This window comes from Clostridium sp. D53t1_180928_C8, from assembly GCF_015667795.1.
GTDB lineage: Bacteria > Bacillota > Clostridia > Clostridiales > Clostridiaceae > Clostridium.
The window spans coordinates 1-16,963 of sequence record NZ_JADPEL010000060.1; the positions used below are offsets into that span (position 1 = coordinate 1).

Consider the following 16,963-nt stretch of genomic DNA (forward strand, 5'->3'; position numbering starts at 1 on the left):
GCAACTTTACCTATAATAGAACCATCAATTTGTAATATTAAATCTCCACTAATTGAATTATCGTTACTACTTCCTGCGTTTCTTGGCATTCTATCTACCACTTTTGAAGCTAAATCAGTTATCCACCCTGTATTATTTTCAAGTGGCATTACTGCTTCACGCCCTTGCTCCCCTATTAATGAAAGAGTTGGAGCATCAACAATACCACCTTTAGCTAGTTTAGGAATTTTGCCTATTGTCGGTATACTAATACCAGGAACTTTATTTATTGTTTTTATCATAGTATTTATTCCAGAAATAGCTGCGTTAACTAAATCTATTATCTTATTTAAAGGCCATTTTGCTATATTTACTAATCCTTCAAAAATCCCCTTAAAGATATTAGATACACCTTGCCAAACTTTTTGCCAATTCCCAGTAAATACTCCTACAATAAAATCAATTAACCCACTAAACATTGTTTTTAAACTATCTAATATAGGTTTTATATAATTACCCAAATTTTTAAATCCTTGAACAAAAGTATCACCTAACCAATTAATAAAAGGTTTTAAACAACTATCCCAAACCAACATTACCACATTCATTATTTTCTCTATAGTAGGTTTCCACACTTGCCATATTTCACTTAATCCATCAATTATTTTCTTAAGACATTCTCCTAGAAATTTAACAAATGGAGCTATACAATTAGTCCATAGTGACATTGTTACTTTAACAACGTTATCTACAACCGTTAATACAAAATCACACACTGCTTTTATTATAGGTTTTAATACAGTTATCAATATGTCTGCTATTAATAATATTGTACTCTTTACCGCTTCAAAATACGGAGTCAATGCAGATACTAAAACATTCCATCCACCAATTAAAGCTTGTCTAAAACTATCACTTGTTTGCCATAAATACAAAAAAGCTGTTGTAACAACTGCTACTGCTCCTGCTATTAATGCTGCTGGAGTTGTTAAAGCCAATCCAGCTAACCCTAAAGCTGTTGGTATTAATTCAATCCACCCAATTACACTTGCTATTGCTCCAGTAATCGCTCCCCAATTTCCTGCAATAAAAAAAGCTACTATTCCAGCAACTAATCCACCTATAATAGATAATATAATTTCCTTATGTCGTTTTATAAAATTAGCAATTGATTTAAATACATTCCTCACCTTATCTGCAAATGCTTCAACTTTACTTAATAATCCGTCAGTAGCTTCCTCTTGTTGTGAAAAATCCCAATCGTTCATTCCAATATCACCAATAGCAGAATCTCCACCAGAACCACTTCCATCATCACCACTATCTGAACCACTTGAACCAATAGTATTAATTTCATCAATCCCCATTAATCCTTTTAATTCTTTTTTAGCCTTTTTAGCTGCACTCCCAACTCCACTAGTTGAATTACTTAAATTATCCATTGCTGTGGTTGCATTAGATACATCTGACGTTACTGAACCTATTCCTAACTTTGAATCACTTTTCACTCCAAATAACCGCTTCATAAAAGCACTAAATACATTAGCTAGTTGAACCAACTTCCCCATAATTGTATTTATAACTTTAATAACGGGAGTTAATGCTGCAATAAATCCTTGTCCTAAACTAGCTCTTAAGCTATCAAATTGTAATTTTAATATTCTAGTTTGATTAGCCCAACTGTCACTTGTTCTCGCAAAATCTCCCTGTGCTAAAGCTAATTGTTGTTGAACAAATGCATATCTTAAAGCAACTTTTTCTTGCTCCGTCATTTTAGCTGTAGTTTTCCCATATCCATTAGCTAGTGCATACTGATCTAATGCAGCTTGTGTCATAACTACACCTAAATCCTTCAATGATTCAGTTTCACCAGTAAATACTGACTTTAACTTAGTGTATGCTTCATCTTGTGTTATATTATAGAAAGACGCTACATCTCCAGCTAATCCAGTTAATGTTGTAGACATTGCATAAGCCTCTTTTTCAGCAAATCTAAAAGCTTTTGCCATTGCTCCGAATGTTCCAGTATACTTTTTAGCCATTGTTTCACTTAGCCCAAATTGAAATACTGCATTTTGAGCAAAATTATTTACTTGTTCATTCATTTTACTGAAAGTAACGTCTACTACATTTTGAACCTCTGCTAAATTACTTCCTAAATCAAGGCAAGCCGATGTAAATTCAGCTATTTTTTTCACTGCAAATGCACCTGCTATTATCTTCCCTGCCTTAGCTGCAATATTACTTATTCCACTAACTTGTCTATTAAAGTTATTCTGATTAACTACCAAGTCTAAACCAATTTGTCCTACACTTTCTGCTATGTTTCTCACCTCCTTTTGTAAAATAAAAACACCTAGAATAAACTAGGTGCTTATTTGCTATTGGCCATTGAGATAAACATATTTTTAAATACATTCATAGCATCGTCATAACTTTCTTTATCAATATTTTTAGATTGTCTTCTTTTCCAATCACTTTGTATTCTTTTTTGCTCTTTAGTAAACCTTTTTATTACATCCTTATCCTTTTCTGCTCTAATAGAAATAATTTGCCCTAATGGTGTGTCTGGCATAAGACCACTAAGTAAAGTTGCAAACTCACTCCATGACATATCAGGCTCATTCCTCAACCTTATTCCATATTGCTTTGCAAAACTTGCTTCTATTAAATCATAATCATCTAATAGATCATACCAAGATTCCTCTTTATCTTTAGCTGGGTGTATTAAAGTTCTTTTCTACTTCATCATAAGTTTGACCTGATACTGCTGCCATTACTCCAATAAATAAAACCTTATAATCGCTAAATGGCATTTCCATGGATTCAATTTCCTTAAAAGCTTTTTCTCCTAAAGTTAATCTAATTACATAATCCATAGATTCAACTTCATTTTCCCCACTTCTCATTTGCTGATCTATTAATAACATTGCATTTTTACTATTATTAACTTTATATTCCTTACCCTCTGCAATTTTTAAAATTGGCTTTTCATTAATTAATTTTTTTGAAATATCTATCATACTCATTTTTTATTCCTCCTCGGTACCAATTGTTGGCTTTCCATTTGAAAGAACCTCAAATTCTAATGCCCCAACATTTGTTGAATCTCCAGAACCAACATTTGTAACATTAACTATACAGTCAAACGACACTTTTGTTCCATCTGGAAATATCCATTCAAATTTACTTTCTAATTCCTCTGCATTTTTAAATAATAATCCTGCTACATAATCATTCCCTGCATCTCCAACACATCTTTTACCACTTAGTGAAATAGAAAATCCTTTTCCTGTTGCCATTCTCCTAGTCCACCCTTCTTGATCTAAAGCTGCCCATTCTTCAATATTATTGTCCATAGATAATGAGAATGTTTCTAAATCTTTAATAGTTGCCATATCCGTTGGTGATTGACTTAGCTTTCCTTTTTTCCCAATCTTAAATTTATTTTGATGTACTGGATAAACTCCACTTGTTACTGCAGCCATTATCCCTCATTCCTTTCATAATAAAATTCTATATCTATAACTCTTTCATAGATTCCTTTTTCATCTGTTCCTACATCTATAGGCTCATTTGTATTTAACTTAATCATTTTGATTCTATGATTATTAATAACTACACTATTTTGGTTTAATAACTCTTCATATAACTTACACGAAAACTCTTCTGTTTCCCTTGCATTTAAATTCCAATGTATAAGTATAGTAATTGTCTTTACTTCATAAGAAGAGTTTTCACGTCCACCTAAAGTAATTCTAGGGGATATAGTGTTTTTACCTTGATATACTCCAATTGATTTATCTTTCTTATTATCAAGCTTTCCAATATAATAATTTTCTGCTTTATTATTAAAAGTTTTAAACCACTCTCTTATATCTGCTAATCCTAACATTAAACTCCCCCTAATCTTTTATAAAAATCTTTAAATGTTTTTTTACAAAACTCTTTTTCTTTTCCATCAATCCAATCTTCATACCATTTCCCTTTAGCATTTTTATTTTCACTAGTATTAAAATTGTATTCTGGATGATAATAAAGTCTTCTTGCATATGGAGTTGATGAAACTAAAGTAACTGTTCCTTTTGAACTATTAGAATAATCAACAAAGGTACTTTCATTTTGCAAAGTACCTCCTTGATATATAGTCCTTGTTTTAGTCTTACCCTTATACTCTCTGCCAGTTTTAGCAAATTGTCCCCTAACTCCATATTCCTTATAAGTTTCTTTCTTTGTTTCTCCAAATGGAATTACCTGTGCTTGTACTACTTCAGTATGTAAAGCTTCCGCTGTCATCTCTAACGCTTGTATTTGTGCTTGTGTTAATTGTTTAATTCTTTGTTGATTAATTCTTATAGTACTTGTCACTCTTGCCATAACTTAAATCAACTCCAACTTAGTATAATTAACTGTTCCATCTGGATTCCGTGCTTTTTCACCTTTATATATCTTTCTTTTACCTTCAAAAACTTTGACTTCTCCATCAGATATAGCAGAAATACCAGGAGCAATATCTCCTGGTATCAAGACAGTTCCTTCTATTCTAATAAGTTTCTGTTCTGCTGTTAAAACCGTTTTAGCTTTATCTTGATAATTACATTTAGTATCAATTTCAATAGCATTTAAAGGCTCACCATCTTCACTTATTCCTTCTTGAAAAATAGTAACTTTAATCGGAGTTTTACAAAACTTTTTAGGTACTAAACATGGATATTTCATAATTAAAACCTCCTAAAACTTAATGAGCATAATCCAGTTTGTTTTAATGTTTCATGCAACTCTGTTGGTATTGCTACACCTTTTATTAATTGTACATTCCAACTGCCACCAAAGTTCATTGATACTCCATTAATACTATAACTAGATAATACATTTTCAATAAGCTCTGAATTTTCATATTCAAACTCTGCAAGTTCACAAGTTACTTCTTTAATAATATCCTTTTGAAAATCTGTTAAATTTTCAAATCCTAAACCATTAACTCTATTGAAAGTTAATGTATCAATATGCCTACTTGCCTTTCTCAATGATTTATCTATATCATTCTCATCTATCATATTACCCTTAAATACATCTATGTAATATGACTTATCTACATATGACATATAATCACATCCTTAAATTAAAAGAAGGACACTATTGAGCACCCTTCTTTAATTCTTTATTTTCTTCTTTTAATTTTTTATTTTCCTTTTCTAACTTTAAAGCCTTTTCCTCTAAAGTTTTATACTCTTCATATGAAACTGATTTACCAGCTCCATACTCCATTATGTTTCCTACATCATCTGTTATATCGTATCCTTGAGCTTGATACATAGCTTTTTGAGTTTCATCTATTGTATAAACCTTATTTCCTTTTGTTGCCTTCATATATTATTCCTCCTAGTCTTCTGCTTCTGCATTAATAGCAATACCACAAGCTTTATTTTTGATTAAGAATGTATCACCATATTCTCTAGTTTGATATACATACTTATCTGCTGTTCTTGAATCTGTACCTGGAGTAAATAACTTCATATATGCATATTTACTTCTAGTTACTTGGCATGATGGATGAATAAGTATCATATATATTTGCTTTGCATCACCTGCAGCAACACATCCTTCAGTAAAATTATACTTAGTTTTCATTCTACTAGATGGAACTTTTACTATAGTTACATCATCTAAAGAGTAAACTCTTCTATCAATTTTTCCATTATTTGAATTAACATCAATAGTTCTTGTTAATCCTTCTGCTTGTTTAAGCATCTTGTGTATTGATGGAACAACATAAAGTATTCTTCCTTCACTTGGAACCCCTGCATCATCCATTTTCTCCATTTGAGTATCAAACCAATCTAATATATTAGCTGTAGTTAAAGTTGTAGTAGTATCTATAACTGCTCCATTTGCACTGTAAGTCTTGGCTTCTGAATATAACTTAGAATATCTATAAGAATCTCTTTCTGGAATAGCTTGTTCTGTTTCAAATACATTTTGAACATTTGCTACTTCTATAACCAAATTAGTTTCATCTATATCCATTGGATCTAAAGCAAATTCTACATCTCTATCATGCGCTAATTTCTTTGGTTCCCATTCATTAGATATGCTTCCAGTATTAAATCCCATATTTGTTCTACTATGATCTTTATATCCACTAACTGTGATATTAGGTAATTTAATAGTTTGAGCATTAATAAATTTCACCTGTGGATTAGATTTCTCTAATGCATAAGATGTTAACTCCTTTGCATATTTTTGTTGTAATGCTTGTTCAAATTGTTCAGCGTAACTGTATACTGCCATAATTTCATCTCCGTTTCTTATTTTAAATTAATTATTTAATACCAAATGCTCTTGCTATTGCATCATTTGGATTTACTTTTTGTTTTGTATTATTAGCTCCAATTATAAAACCATTTTTATTTTGTTCCTGATTTTGCTCTTGTTGTTGTCCTTTAAAAGAAGGATATTTTTCTAACACCTTATCAATAGCTTGTTCCATAGTTAAATCATCATTAACCATAGCTTTTGCTAATATAACAACATCATCAACACTATTAGCTATAACTCCTTTAGTTAAACAAGTTACCTTTGCTTCTAAAGCTGTTGCTTTCTCCTCTGCTGCTAATCTTGCTTGTTCTGCATTATTTAACGCTTCTGTTCTTTTCTCATCTTCTGTCTTTTGACTTTCTTGCCATTGTTTAAAAGCTTCTAACTCTTCCTTTGATGGTTGTCCCTTTTTAGCTTTAGCAATTTTCTCTTTTACAATTGCATCTAATTCCTCTTGGGTAAAAGTTTTAGGTTCTTCTCCTGTTGAATTCCCCTCTTCTCCCTTTTGATTACCTTCATTCGCTGACGAATTTCCTTCTCCTCCATTACCTGCTCCATCATCTGAATCTAAAAATTGTCTAGAAAATTGACCTAATCCAAATAACTGTAGGTTCATAATTAACTTTCTTTTCAACTTTTTCTCCTCCTCATTACTTTATTCACTTCCACAGTTTTAAGCCTTAAGCAAGTTTTGGGCATAATAAAAGCACCTACTATAAATATTTAGTAAGTGCTTCTTAGGATTGATAGCAAAGTATTTCTTTTATCTCCCCAACTTTTATTGATTTTATAATTTTAGTAATAGCTTTAAGAGTTCCTATTTCTCCTACTCTATTATCTGTTGATTCTTGAATTACTTCATAATCATATGGCTCTTTTAAATTTACTTTTATCTTGCCATCTAATTTTTTTTCATCATATCCATAACTATAGATTAAAAACTCTTTGTTCTTTTCTAATAATTTCATTAAGACAATCATCTTCTCCTAGCTCTCCTTTATCTAATTTAAGCTTACTGTGCCAATCATATTTTCTTATTGTAATATCATGAGCCTGTTTGTTAGTTAAATTATACCTTTTTTCAAGATTACATTCAAGATATTCGTGTTTCAATAACAGCTTATCTCTATTTTTATAATTACCATTAATCAGCCTTTGCCATGCAACTCCCATATCATAATCAGAATCTAAATATCCTAAACTACCATCATATAATATGTGATTATCATAAAATACATGATTTTTTATTTTATTTATCATTTTTAAAGGTAGTGATGTATTTTTAGCTATTTTTAAAACATCGTCTTTTCTATTCCTTATTGATTGATAATATGATTCAGCTTCTTCCTCTCTTCTCATATACCACTCTACATCACCTTTTGTATATTTCCCCCCAGATTGCTTGATTTTTCTCTTTAATTGTTTCCACTCTTTTTTCTTATTTTTATATTTTTCTATATTTTCTTTATCAAAACTTCTATTCTCAAGAGCAGTATATTTATTTACTTGCCTTTCTATATAATTTTGTTTTTGCTCCTTATTATATTCTTTTATATTTTCTTCTTGCTGTTCCTTAGTTGGTTTTATAGGTTTAGTCGTTATCCCATCAAAATATGTTGTATGTGTGTCTCTGCAGTTAGGATGATATAATCCCTTTTCTATAGCTGAACTTAGTAATGGATATGGTCCATCTTTAGAACTTCCTCCACTCCATACATCATCAATATATATCTTCCCTTGATGTGGCACACACTTAGGACAACCTTTTCCTCTTGTAGCAACAATAACAGTACTAATTCCCCATTCTTTTCTCTTATCTCCTTCACCTTGAAGATAAGCTCTTTTATTTGCTGTTCTAATAGCCATATCAACATAACTTACAACATTAACTCTAGCACCATTTTTGTATTCTATACAGTTAATACCGTTGGCCATAAAATCTTTACTTGCCATATCAATAGCTTTTTGTATAGTTCCAGCACCAGTATTAGCATATACTTGAGCATTGAATATTATTTTTCTATATTGATCATTAGACATTCTTAACATTGCTAATTGTGCTTTCTTGAAATCTTTCTTAGTAGCTTTAATTAATGCATTAAGTTTTCTATCATTTATTCTAAAAAACTTAGAATTTAAAGTAATATTCTTTTTCTTTCGCTTCTTGAATATATATCCTTCTCTTAATGCTGCTAATATTTCAACTTCTTGTTGCATATTACCTTCTTTATAGACTTTTTCTAATACTTCCTCTATTTGTTCATTAATAGTTGAAAAATATCCTTTAAATTTCTTTATATTAGTGCTTCTATACTTTTCTAATGCCTTAAGTTGTTCAGCCTGCCACATACTCCATTCAAAGCCTTCTGTTTTTTCCCAATCTGTATGTCTTTTAATGTTTCCAAGCATAGAGTTTATTAATTCTTCCTCTATCTTTTGAAACGCTGCAACTATATCATAATCTTTGTCCATTACTATATACCTTGTAACCTTGTACTTTATACTTTCGTATTTCTTCTTTTAATTTAGTTTTTGAAGGTAATATTTCTCTCTTCATTTCAACAATATTATCTTTCTCTACTGCATATATTCCTAACTTTACATGTTCTTTTGCAATATCAAATAATCCTTTAAGCTTATTCTTCTCCATTTGGTATACTTTGTTGTTTATTATTACTTTCTTCATCATCAATACCACCCCTTTTATCTAAATATAGCTCTTCCCTTATACTTGGTTCCTCCATACTAATAATACCTGTTTGTTCTTTAATTCTTCTAACCTCTTCTTCTTTCCATTTATCATCCTTACTATCTCCCCACATTTCATCAACCTTTGCTTCTATAGACATTGGTGTATTTGGATTAGATAGTGTTTCAACAACTGCTTCAAATGAAGGTGATGCATATTCTCCAAAGTTTATTTCTACTTCTAAATCACTAATACTTTGATTTAAAGAAGTATCGTAAGCCTTAAATATTACATCAACTAGTCTAGGTAACATTTCTGTTAATGAATCTATAATAGCTTGTCTTGAGTAAAGAGTAGTTTTTTCTTTTTCCCTTTGAGCTTCTGCATTATCTAACTTTTTATTATCGATTCCTAATGTTGATGGAGAAATTAATCCTTGTAAACATAGATCTAAAGCTGTAACGTAAGTTTGAAGATAAGAATCTGTTGGTATTTCAGGTTGTTCAGTAGTAATTTTACTATCTGCATTCTCTTTCATACTCTTATCGGTTTTAATAAACCTATTATCAAAGTAATTAGGCTTTAATATTTCTCCGGTCTTAGTATCTCTAGGCAATAAATCATCTGGTATATATGTTTTTGCTCTTCCTGCTCTTAATGCATCTATCCATTGACTCCATGTTTCATCTAAACTATCAAAATTATCTGTTTTACCATCAAATATACTTTGTCCTCTACCTTCCCACTTTTCTGATTCATATATCATAAATGGAACTGCCATATTAAAACTCTTATCAAAAGTTACATCTGCTAAATCACTTGTTTGTGGAATACTACTTAATGGTACTTCGCTATTATTTACGAATAGTTTATATGCTATATATCCATAACCGTAAGTTTCTTTTAAGTTATATACTCTTGTGTTATGTTTATAAGCAGTATTAAAGATAATTTCTTTAATACGACCTCTTTCATATACTATCTCAATATCATCCCCATCATAAAACTCTATAATAGGATATTTAGATATATTTGAATCAAAGGATATCTTAAAAGCACCATCACCAGCTACTAAAACTTTCTTTGTTGATCTATCTAATAATTTATAAAATTTATTTTCCTTAACTATAGCTTCCCATGTTTCATTTAAGTTACTATCTTTAAAAGATATATCATTTAAATCAGTTAATGTAATATCAGCTAATTTATTAACTATTATTTTAGGTAGTCCAGTATGTATTTTTCTTATTTCCATACCTACTGTTGGAACACTCCCCCAAAATGAGAAATTATTATTTTGTAACTGCTTGTATAACTGTTCCAACTCATAACTATCTCCTCTGTACCAAATCTTATTTTTAAATACATTAGTTTCATAGTTCATACTTTCTTGTATATTAAAATTACTTGTTTGAGCTTCTTGTATTCTTAAAAAGCTTCTCATAAAACTCCTCACCTTCTCTGCTATCTTCATTTTTCACCTCTATTCGTTCCATATAGTGTTTTTTATTGTTTGATAATGTTTTTATACATTTTAATTAAAACTAACCTTAAATTTGATTACAAAGCTATATACGATAGCAAGTAAATTTGTTTTTACTTACAAATTCATTTTTTATAAATTTTATCCCATTTTAAAAACTGCGCAGAATTATTAAATCGCGCAGTTTTTTATTAAATTGGCTTATTTACTAAGTTTTATAAAATTATAAATATTACTTTTATACATTTTGCGCAGTTTTATCATGATAAATACGCAGTTTTATTAAAAATATCCGTTTTTTCTATTTTAAATATCATAAATTATTTGAAATTCCTATACGACTTTTATATGGTAACCAACTATATTGAGCACTGTTAACCATATGGTCATTTGCATCTTCTGGAGTATTGTCTTTATCCTCCATCCAACTATATGTTTCTAGTTCAGATATATAATTTGCACAATGTTTTAAAATCTTGTATTGATTATGAGCAAACCAACCTAACTGAAGGTTTATCCTATCTACAATCATTGTTTTCTTCCATGCATTATTAAAGTTATATACTGAACCATTAAGCCTTTTATACTTAGCAAATTCTGTTATAGTAGCTTGGTCTGCTGAATCTATAAATACATCTTTAGCAAATCCCCATTCTTTTCTATTTCTCTCTAAGAAATCTATAAAGTTCTTTACTGTATCACTCGGAGCTATTGGTATATCTAAATCAGCATTGTTATATACCCTTTCATCTAATATAAAGCAATTACCTTTGTTAGTAATTCCCGTAAAACTCATTGATATTGTATCAGGACTATTACTTGAATAAGCTGTATCTAATCCAGCACTAAATATTTCAAACCATTCTGTCTGTTGTTTATTACTTCTATCTCTAATAAACTTCTTAGCATATTCTTTACTAACAACATGATTCTCTCTTTCAAAGTTACTGAATATAATCCCTGTTGCTCTTCCTCTTAAGCCTAATATTTTATTTTTATAAAGCTTAGTACCTTTTGGAGCACTTAACTTTTTCTTTTCAATATCTTCTTCACTTAATGATGCATTATCATAAAAAGAAAAGAACCAGTATGTCCAGTTTGGTTTCTCCTCACTGTTCAACTGCTCCATTATTTCCCTCGGTACATCATTCCTATATTTTTCTAATGGTCTAGCACAATTTATAAACTCTTTATAGATTGGTAAGTTTGGATCATCTGGATTAAGAGTCATCATTAAATAATCATTTCTAGTACTTATTTCTCTAACAAACTCAACATTAGCTGTATTAACCTCATCTATAAGAACACATCCAAACTGTGAACCTAATGCCATTTTCCATTTATCTTTATTATCATAACCAAGTATATAAATTACTTTTTCACCATTTGGAGTATTATATCTAATATGCGGTATCTTATCATCCTTATCACCATTACCGTTATACTTAACTAATTCTCCAAATACATCAGTAATTCCATATTCCTTTTGTATTATATTCTTTTCAGCTACTCCAGTAGTCTTTGCCGCTATAACATGTTGCTTCTTTTTAGACTTAGCAACCTGTAACATGAACTTTAATATTCCTACGGTAGTTTTTCCTGCTGCTGTTGTTCCTTCTAAACATTCTACTGGTGCATTATGTTTTATAAAATCTTTATATTTCTTTGATAACTTATATTCATTTGACATATTTTCTCCAACTTTTTTCTTTAATAAATTCTATTTTTTATTAAATGTTTAGTTAAAGTAAACTTTCCTCCTCTTTTTATCCCTTACAAATGGCTTAACTTCGTTGAATAAATTTCTCATTTTAAAATTTATTTCGCTAAATGAAATTTAAACGAAATTTTTTATCCTACTCCCTTAACTGCTCTAGTATGGAATCAAGCTTGGTATTTTCGCTCTTATCTACCCTTTCTTCACCAGTTATTTTAGCCATTTCTAACTTGAGCTTTTCTATTCTTAATCTTTGTTCTTGTGTACCTTCTCCATAATGTTTATCAAGCCATTCTAAAGCTTTCATTTTATCGTGAAGTTTAATCCTTATTCCATCTTTACTTTCTGATACTTCACTGATAATAGTTGTATCAACCTCTTCACTTTTATTTAAATTAATAACATTATATATTTTTACTTTTTGCTCTCCTGTTTCAGGATCAACAACAGGTTTAAAGCTGCCATCTTCATTCATATTCCAAATTTTCTGCTCCTCTTGCCCAAATCTTAAATAATCACCAACATCTGCAAATGCTATCTTCATGTACATCTCAAATATTCTTTTATTTAGAAGTTTAGAATTTATTTCCTGCTCACTTAAACACTCTTCTGTAAGTCTATCTATTTCTTTTTTTATGTTAGCATTTGTTAGCAATCTTGAACCGTTAACTCTAGCTGTATCATAACTGCAATTATAAGCCTTATGATACGCCTTAGTAGCATTAAAATTTTCTATATAACAAATACAAAAAAGCTTTTGTTTATCGTTTAATTCAGTATTTTCTAATACTTCTTTTATACTACTATCTTCTTTATATTTCCTCTTTGAACTTTCTTTACTTCTTTTATTTAATGAACGTTCGCTTTTAACTCCATTTTTATCCGAACGTTCACTATCCCAGTTATAAGTTTTTTTCCAACGCCTTACTGTTCCATCTGGAATATCTAACTTTTTAGCTATATCAACTAACTTATAACCTTTTTGATATAATGCATATGCTTTATTAAGTTTTTCATTAGGCGCCCTTGCCATATAATCACCACCTTTATATTGTTATATAATAAAAGCACCTAGATAAATCTATATATCTAAGTGCTTTTTATTGTATAAAATGGTATTGAGAATTTATGAGAGGTTATATGGTCAATAACCTTAATCCAATAAATCATTTCTCTAATTTGCTGGATTAACTTATAATATGATCAATATATACTAGAGACAGTAAGATTCGAACTTACATCTATAACATTAAATGTTGCTGTTTTACCATTAAACTATATCTCCATATTGCACCTAGTTTTTGCTCTAGGTGCTTTCTCTTTATGTCTACTTAAGTAGGCTCTATCCTAGCTAGAAAAATAATATCTTGCTCACCTAATTTTTCTACACTATCATACTAACATTTGAAAAGTATCATTTCAATATCATTAAAAGTATCATATTTTGTATCATACTTTGTATCATTTTATAATATTTCTCTTATATTTTGCGGAAATAATATAGTCGTAAGTTTATTTATTAATCTTTTTCTATTCCTAATAATAGTTATTCTTTCTTTATTTAATATCTCAACTAATTCATTATCATTTTTAACTCTTTCCTCTTCTGGATTTAAATACTTTAATTTTATTATATCAAAATAGTCATCCTTTCTAATCTTATCTAACGCGTTATCTATTCTTTTTAAATCTCTTTCTATCTCTAACTTTTCTATAATATATCTATTCTTTAGTTCTAGATATCTATCTGCTTCTGGATTTCCTCCTGCACTAGAATAAACAACTACACTACAACTTCTTTCTTTAAGTCCATACTTTTCTAAATTCTCTATATCCTCTTCTTTTTGCTTTATTGCATCTTTTAAATTCTCATAGTTATACAACAATATCTCAACCTTTTTATAATAACTTAATTCCTTTTTATTATTTACTTCTGCAGCTTTAACTAAATTATTACCTGTTAATATTTTAATTACCTCTTCTGCTGCTCCTTTACTTACTAACTCTATTAGCTTTTTCGTATTAATATTTTCTTTACTCATTTTTCCCCCTTATATTCCTTTTAAATCTTCTTTTGCTTTTAGCCATGTTGCTTTAGTAACCGTATGTATATGTTTAAGATATATGCAAATTTCATCCAACCTTTCTTTCATAGCAGTTGCTTCTCCTCTTTTTAAGCCTTTCTTAATTTCATATTTAATATTTGACCATCTATTATAGGCTTGTATACTTTCTTTTTGTAACTCAAATGCTCCTACTATATCCTCTTCTGTCAAATAGTCAAACTTTCTTGATATATTATTAAATATTCTTACCTCTTCACTATATATTTTTTCGTAATCCATAATTCCTCCTAATTTTACTTAATTACTTTAAATTTCTTCAATATCCAAACACACATCATTAACTGTAATAATGCTATAATTATATTTACAATTAAAAATATCATTATAACTTTCTCCATTTATCACACCTTCTTATAAAAATAATAAATACCGCATATTCATTTTGAATAGTACGGTATTCAAGCTAACTATTTTTTTTCATATACTATAGCAACTTCTCCAGGTCCAATAATAGCAATTGTTGCAGTATCCCCTAAATTGCTTAAATTAATTTTTTGCTTATATGGAAGCCTTAAATATGATAAAAGCTGATTATTGTTATCAACTAATAAAACATACGTTTTATTATCAGTTAATAATTCGAAAGAAATACTATATTTATTTAATTCCCCAATTTCATATACTCCTTGTTTATAAACAGCAGATTTGTATGGCTGATATGCACTTGTATTAATAGGAATACAAAATATAGTGGTAATAACTATTAATATAAATAAACTCTTTCTCAATTTCTTAACTCCTCCTAAATATATCAAAAACTTTATAATATATTTTCACCTATAACTTATCAATCTATACTTATTTGTTAAATACCATACTATTCAATTTTCAAAGACCAATGAGAAATATCTTTTCTATGATCACTTCCTTAACCTTAGCTTATTTGTAATCCCTGCTAAAATTTAAGCGATTAATCCAAAGTCCTTTCTTTTAATATTTTTATTTATATAAATGCATTTGCATTGATATCTATTTCAAATTTTTATTTAAGTATTTATCTCTCCATATCCTATAAACCTTGTTAACTTCTATATCACTTATTTCATAAATATTCTTTATTTGTTCCTCTTCAAATCTATCTATTTCCCCTTCACTTAAATGTTCTATAGCTGCACTTATTGTTGCTTTTTTAAGCATTTATAAATAACTCTCCCCTTGTTGAGTTAAATGATCATGCTCATATATATTTCCTATAATTCTATCTATTGCAGTTTCAGAAAATAAGGGTACTGCCCTTTTCTCATTATCATTTCTGATTAACCATGAATATTCATCCAATACAACTACTCCTGTTATTTCTTCATCTCCTGGAACTGCTGCTTTTCTCTCTACTATAAAGCCTTCGTAAATATCTCCTTCTGTAATATCTTTCTTTCCAGAATATAAGATAGCTTTCAAATGTCTATTATTAACTGTTCCCTCTGCTACTCCATAACTATTAAATGTCTGAACTTCTCCATCTCCTGTTATGCTATAGCCAGTCCCATTTATAAGTCTTTTTCTGTTCTTGTCATAAATCTTGAATTTTATCTCTGCCATAACCCTTATTCCACCTTTCTTAATCAGAAATTCTTTCTAGCATTTTATTTAAAAACTTCTCTGTAGCTTTTCTATATTTTATATATTCAACTTCATCAATTTCTTTTACATTTTCCAACTCTTCTAAAAGTTTTTGATAGCTTCTTCCTGCTTCTTCAAAATAAATCTTGAACTTTACAGAACTATTATTTTGCTTACTTTCTACCTCTTTTATTTTTCTCTCTGCTTCTTCCTTTTCTTCTATAAGCTTTTCCATCTTTTCTTGAAATTCTGCAGTTATTTCTTCCCAATCAACATTTATAGTTTCAACTGGTTTGCTTACCCTAACCTCTTCTATCTCTCTTTCTAATTTCTTTACTTTTTCTTCTAACGCTTTTCTTTCTTCAGCACCTTCGTTGAAAGTTTCTTCTAAAATTTTATTACTTTCCTCTAGTGCATTAAGTTTTTCCATTGCTTCATCTCTTTCTTTTAATGCACTATCTTTTTCTTTATTTGCTTTCTTTAAGTCAGCTATAGCTTTCTTCAGCTCCCTTGTTGACATTTCATCTACTTTATTTTCTTCAACAAACTTTTCTCTATCATCAGCAGATAATCCAAGTAATAAAACCGCTTGACTATAATTCAAATTTCCAAACGCTTGGCTTTTTAAATTGTCATCTAATAATGTTATTTGGTCTGCTCCATATTCTTCAAATATCTTCATTAGGTTATTTGCAGTAGACTTTGAATAGTCCACTGCTTCCTCTAACCAACTCCCCCACTCCCCATGTGGTACTAACTCCTTTGCTTCAACCAATTTTCTACCAATCTCTATACTGTTGTAAAGAAATACTTTCTTTGTCTGCTCTTTTATACTATTTATTTCTGCTGCTATAATCTCTGGTGTTCTGCTAACTATTAAATTGCTCATTTCCTCTTCTCCCTTAAGCTACCTTAATTTTATTTCTCTTATTATTCAGCTTCTCATTCTTAAATGCTTCCATGAATTCTTTTACTTCCCTTGTACTTAAACAATTTCTTTTTCCTCTTACTTGTACTACTTTAAAATCTTTATTTATTTCAACTGCAAAGAACGGCTTTTCCTCTTCTCCAATCCTTCTTATGAAAAATAA

The 16,963-nt window shown here is 29.5% G+C and carries 24 protein-coding genes; all 24 read right to left on the reverse strand.

Annotated elements, in window-relative coordinates; translation table 11 throughout:
- Positions 1 to 2,312: hypothetical protein (locus I4V51_RS18520; protein WP_195989913.1), on the reverse strand; the 2,312-nt coding region annotated here is incomplete at its 3' end.
- Between the two features lie 41 nt (positions 2,313 to 2,353).
- A complete protein-coding gene (locus tag I4V51_RS18525; protein WP_195989935.1) occupies positions 2,354 to 2,707 on the reverse strand; it encodes a Gp15 family bacteriophage protein in 354 nt (117 codons plus the stop codon).
- Positions 2,694 to 3,008, reverse strand: coding sequence for a hypothetical protein (locus tag I4V51_RS18530; RefSeq protein ID WP_195989914.1), 315 nt, complete (start codon positions 3,006 to 3,008; stop codon positions 2,694 to 2,696). Before I4V51_RS18530 ends, I4V51_RS18525 begins: the two co-directional genes overlap by 14 nt.
- Before the next feature lie 3 nt (positions 3,009 to 3,011).
- On the reverse strand, positions 3,012 to 3,467 hold the full coding sequence (locus I4V51_RS18535) for a hypothetical protein (RefSeq protein ID WP_195989915.1): 456 nt from the start codon (positions 3,465 to 3,467) through the stop codon (positions 3,012 to 3,014).
- Positions 3,467 to 3,874 carry a minor capsid protein gene (locus I4V51_RS18540; RefSeq protein ID WP_195989916.1) on the reverse strand — a complete coding sequence of 136 codons (408 nt, stop codon included), beginning with the start codon at positions 3,872 to 3,874 and terminating at the stop codon, positions 3,467 to 3,469. Before I4V51_RS18540 ends, I4V51_RS18535 begins: the two co-directional genes overlap by 1 nt.
- Entirely contained in the window at positions 3,874 to 4,356 is a 483-nt protein-coding gene (locus I4V51_RS18545; protein WP_195989917.1) for a hypothetical protein, read from the reverse strand. Before I4V51_RS18545 ends, I4V51_RS18540 begins: the two co-directional genes overlap by 1 nt.
- A 3-nt stretch (positions 4,357 to 4,359) precedes the next feature.
- On the reverse strand, positions 4,360 to 4,698 hold the full coding sequence (locus I4V51_RS18550) for a hypothetical protein (RefSeq protein ID WP_195989918.1): 339 nt from the start codon (positions 4,696 to 4,698) through the stop codon (positions 4,360 to 4,362).
- A 2-nt stretch (positions 4,699 to 4,700) separates the two neighbouring features.
- Positions 4,701 to 5,084: a hypothetical protein gene (locus I4V51_RS18555; protein ID WP_195989919.1), complete on the reverse strand. Its 384-nt coding sequence runs from the start codon at positions 5,082 to 5,084 to the stop codon at positions 4,701 to 4,703.
- Positions 5,085 to 5,115: 31 nt separating this feature from the next.
- Positions 5,116 to 5,349 carry a hypothetical protein gene (locus tag I4V51_RS18560; protein ID WP_195989920.1) on the reverse strand — a complete coding sequence of 78 codons (234 nt, stop codon included), beginning with the start codon at positions 5,347 to 5,349 and terminating at the stop codon, positions 5,116 to 5,118.
- 12 nt (positions 5,350 to 5,361) lie between these two features.
- A complete protein-coding gene (locus I4V51_RS18565; protein ID WP_195989921.1) occupies positions 5,362 to 6,270 on the reverse strand; it encodes a capsid protein in 909 nt (302 codons plus the stop codon).
- 31 nt (positions 6,271 to 6,301) lie between these two features.
- Entirely contained in the window at positions 6,302 to 6,931 is a 630-nt protein-coding gene (locus I4V51_RS18570) for a hypothetical protein (RefSeq protein WP_243281559.1), read from the reverse strand.
- A 103-nt stretch (positions 6,932 to 7,034) separates the two neighbouring features.
- On the reverse strand, positions 7,035 to 7,265 hold the full coding sequence (locus tag I4V51_RS18575) for a hypothetical protein (RefSeq protein ID WP_243281561.1): 231 nt from the start codon (positions 7,263 to 7,265) through the stop codon (positions 7,035 to 7,037).
- Positions 7,225 to 8,769 (reverse strand): phage minor capsid protein, encoded by a 1,545-nt coding sequence (locus I4V51_RS18580; protein ID WP_195989923.1) that lies wholly within the window; start codon positions 8,767 to 8,769, stop codon positions 7,225 to 7,227. Before I4V51_RS18580 ends, I4V51_RS18575 begins: the two co-directional genes overlap by 41 nt.
- The gene (locus I4V51_RS18585) at positions 8,753 to 8,986 is read right to left on the reverse strand and encodes a hypothetical protein (RefSeq protein ID WP_195989924.1); all 234 of its coding nucleotides are present in this window, start codon (positions 8,984 to 8,986) and stop codon (positions 8,753 to 8,755) included. The genes I4V51_RS18580 and I4V51_RS18585 overlap by 17 nt, the downstream gene beginning before the upstream one ends.
- Positions 8,934 to 10,430, reverse strand: a complete 1,497-nt coding sequence (locus I4V51_RS18590; RefSeq protein ID WP_207746019.1) for a capsid protein — start codon at positions 10,428 to 10,430, stop codon at positions 8,934 to 8,936. The genes I4V51_RS18585 and I4V51_RS18590 overlap by 53 nt, the downstream gene beginning before the upstream one ends.
- A 352-nt stretch (positions 10,431 to 10,782) precedes the next feature.
- Positions 10,783 to 12,159, reverse strand: a complete 1,377-nt coding sequence (locus I4V51_RS18595) for a terminase family protein (protein WP_195989926.1) — start codon at positions 12,157 to 12,159, stop codon at positions 10,783 to 10,785.
- Between the two features lie 166 nt (positions 12,160 to 12,325).
- On the reverse strand, positions 12,326 to 13,219 hold the full coding sequence (locus tag I4V51_RS18600) for a terminase small subunit (RefSeq protein WP_195989927.1): 894 nt from the start codon (positions 13,217 to 13,219) through the stop codon (positions 12,326 to 12,328).
- A gap of 433 nt (positions 13,220 to 13,652) precedes the next feature.
- A complete protein-coding gene (locus I4V51_RS18605) occupies positions 13,653 to 14,228 on the reverse strand; it encodes a hypothetical protein (protein WP_195989928.1) in 576 nt (191 codons plus the stop codon).
- A gap of 9 nt (positions 14,229 to 14,237) precedes the next feature.
- Complete coding sequence (locus tag I4V51_RS18610; RefSeq protein WP_195989929.1) at positions 14,238 to 14,531, reverse strand: hypothetical protein; 294 nt, start codon at positions 14,529 to 14,531, stop codon at positions 14,238 to 14,240.
- 188 nt (positions 14,532 to 14,719) lie between these two features.
- Positions 14,720 to 15,040, reverse strand: coding sequence for a hypothetical protein (locus I4V51_RS18615; protein ID WP_195989930.1), 321 nt, complete (start codon positions 15,038 to 15,040; stop codon positions 14,720 to 14,722).
- Between the two features lie 241 nt (positions 15,041 to 15,281).
- A complete protein-coding gene (locus tag I4V51_RS18620; protein ID WP_195989931.1) occupies positions 15,282 to 15,449 on the reverse strand; it encodes a hypothetical protein in 168 nt (55 codons plus the stop codon).
- Positions 15,450 to 15,851 carry a YopX family protein gene (locus tag I4V51_RS18625; RefSeq protein WP_195989932.1) on the reverse strand — a complete coding sequence of 134 codons (402 nt, stop codon included), beginning with the start codon at positions 15,849 to 15,851 and terminating at the stop codon, positions 15,450 to 15,452.
- A 19-nt stretch (positions 15,852 to 15,870) separates the two neighbouring features.
- Positions 15,871 to 16,761 (reverse strand): DUF3102 domain-containing protein, encoded by an 891-nt coding sequence (locus I4V51_RS18630; RefSeq protein ID WP_195989933.1) that lies wholly within the window; start codon positions 16,759 to 16,761, stop codon positions 15,871 to 15,873.
- 13 nt (positions 16,762 to 16,774) lie between these two features.
- The coding region (locus I4V51_RS18635) for a PcfJ domain-containing protein (protein ID WP_195989934.1) at positions 16,775 to 16,963 on the reverse strand (189 nt) is incomplete at its 5' end.

Bases quoted from the DNA above. Each gene is read 5' to 3' on its own strand.
- I4V51_RS18530 (WP_195989914.1), bottom strand. From the start codon at position 3,008: ATGAGTATGATAGATATTTCAAAAAAATTAATTAATGAAAAGCCAATT.
- I4V51_RS18535 (WP_195989915.1), bottom strand. From the start codon at position 3,467: ATGGCTGCAGTAACAAGTGGAGTTTATCCAGTACATCAAAATAAATTT.
- I4V51_RS18540 (WP_195989916.1), bottom strand. From the start codon at position 3,874: ATGTTAGGATTAGCAGATATAAGAGAGTGGTTTAAAACTTTTAATAAT.
- I4V51_RS18545 (WP_195989917.1), bottom strand. From the start codon at position 4,356: ATGGCAAGAGTGACAAGTACTATAAGAATTAATCAACAAAGAATTAAA.
- I4V51_RS18550 (WP_195989918.1), bottom strand. From the start codon at position 4,698: ATGAAATATCCATGTTTAGTACCTAAAAAGTTTTGTAAAACTCCGATT.
- I4V51_RS18555 (WP_195989919.1), bottom strand. From the start codon at position 5,084: ATGTCATATGTAGATAAGTCATATTACATAGATGTATTTAAGGGTAAT.
- I4V51_RS18560 (WP_195989920.1), bottom strand. From the start codon at position 5,349: ATGAAGGCAACAAAAGGAAATAAGGTTTATACAATAGATGAAACTCAA.
- I4V51_RS18565 (WP_195989921.1), bottom strand. From the start codon at position 6,270: ATGGCAGTATACAGTTACGCTGAACAATTTGAACAAGCATTACAACAA.
- I4V51_RS18575 (WP_243281561.1), bottom strand. From the start codon at position 7,265: ATGAAATTATTAGAAAAGAACAAAGAGTTTTTAATCTATAGTTATGGA.
- I4V51_RS18580 (WP_195989923.1), bottom strand. From the start codon at position 8,769: ATGGACAAAGATTATGATATAGTTGCAGCGTTTCAAAAGATAGAGGAA.
- I4V51_RS18585 (WP_195989924.1), bottom strand. From the start codon at position 8,986: ATGATGAAGAAAGTAATAATAAACAACAAAGTATACCAAATGGAGAAG.
- I4V51_RS18590 (WP_207746019.1), bottom strand. From the start codon at position 10,430: ATGAGAAGCTTTTTAAGAATACAAGAAGCTCAAACAAGTAATTTTAAT.
- I4V51_RS18595 (WP_195989926.1), bottom strand. From the start codon at position 12,159: ATGTCAAATGAATATAAGTTATCAAAGAAATATAAAGATTTTATAAAA.
- I4V51_RS18600 (WP_195989927.1), bottom strand. From the start codon at position 13,219: ATGGCAAGGGCGCCTAATGAAAAACTTAATAAAGCATATGCATTATAT.
- I4V51_RS18605 (WP_195989928.1), bottom strand. From the start codon at position 14,228: ATGAGTAAAGAAAATATTAATACGAAAAAGCTAATAGAGTTAGTAAGT.
- I4V51_RS18610 (WP_195989929.1), bottom strand. From the start codon at position 14,531: ATGGATTACGAAAAAATATATAGTGAAGAGGTAAGAATATTTAATAAT.
- I4V51_RS18620 (WP_195989931.1), bottom strand. From the start codon at position 15,449: ATGCTTAAAAAAGCAACAATAAGTGCAGCTATAGAACATTTAAGTGAA.
- I4V51_RS18625 (WP_195989932.1), bottom strand. From the start codon at position 15,851: ATGGCAGAGATAAAATTCAAGATTTATGACAAGAACAGAAAAAGACTT.
- I4V51_RS18630 (WP_195989933.1), bottom strand. From the start codon at position 16,761: ATGAGCAATTTAATAGTTAGCAGAACACCAGAGATTATAGCAGCAGAA.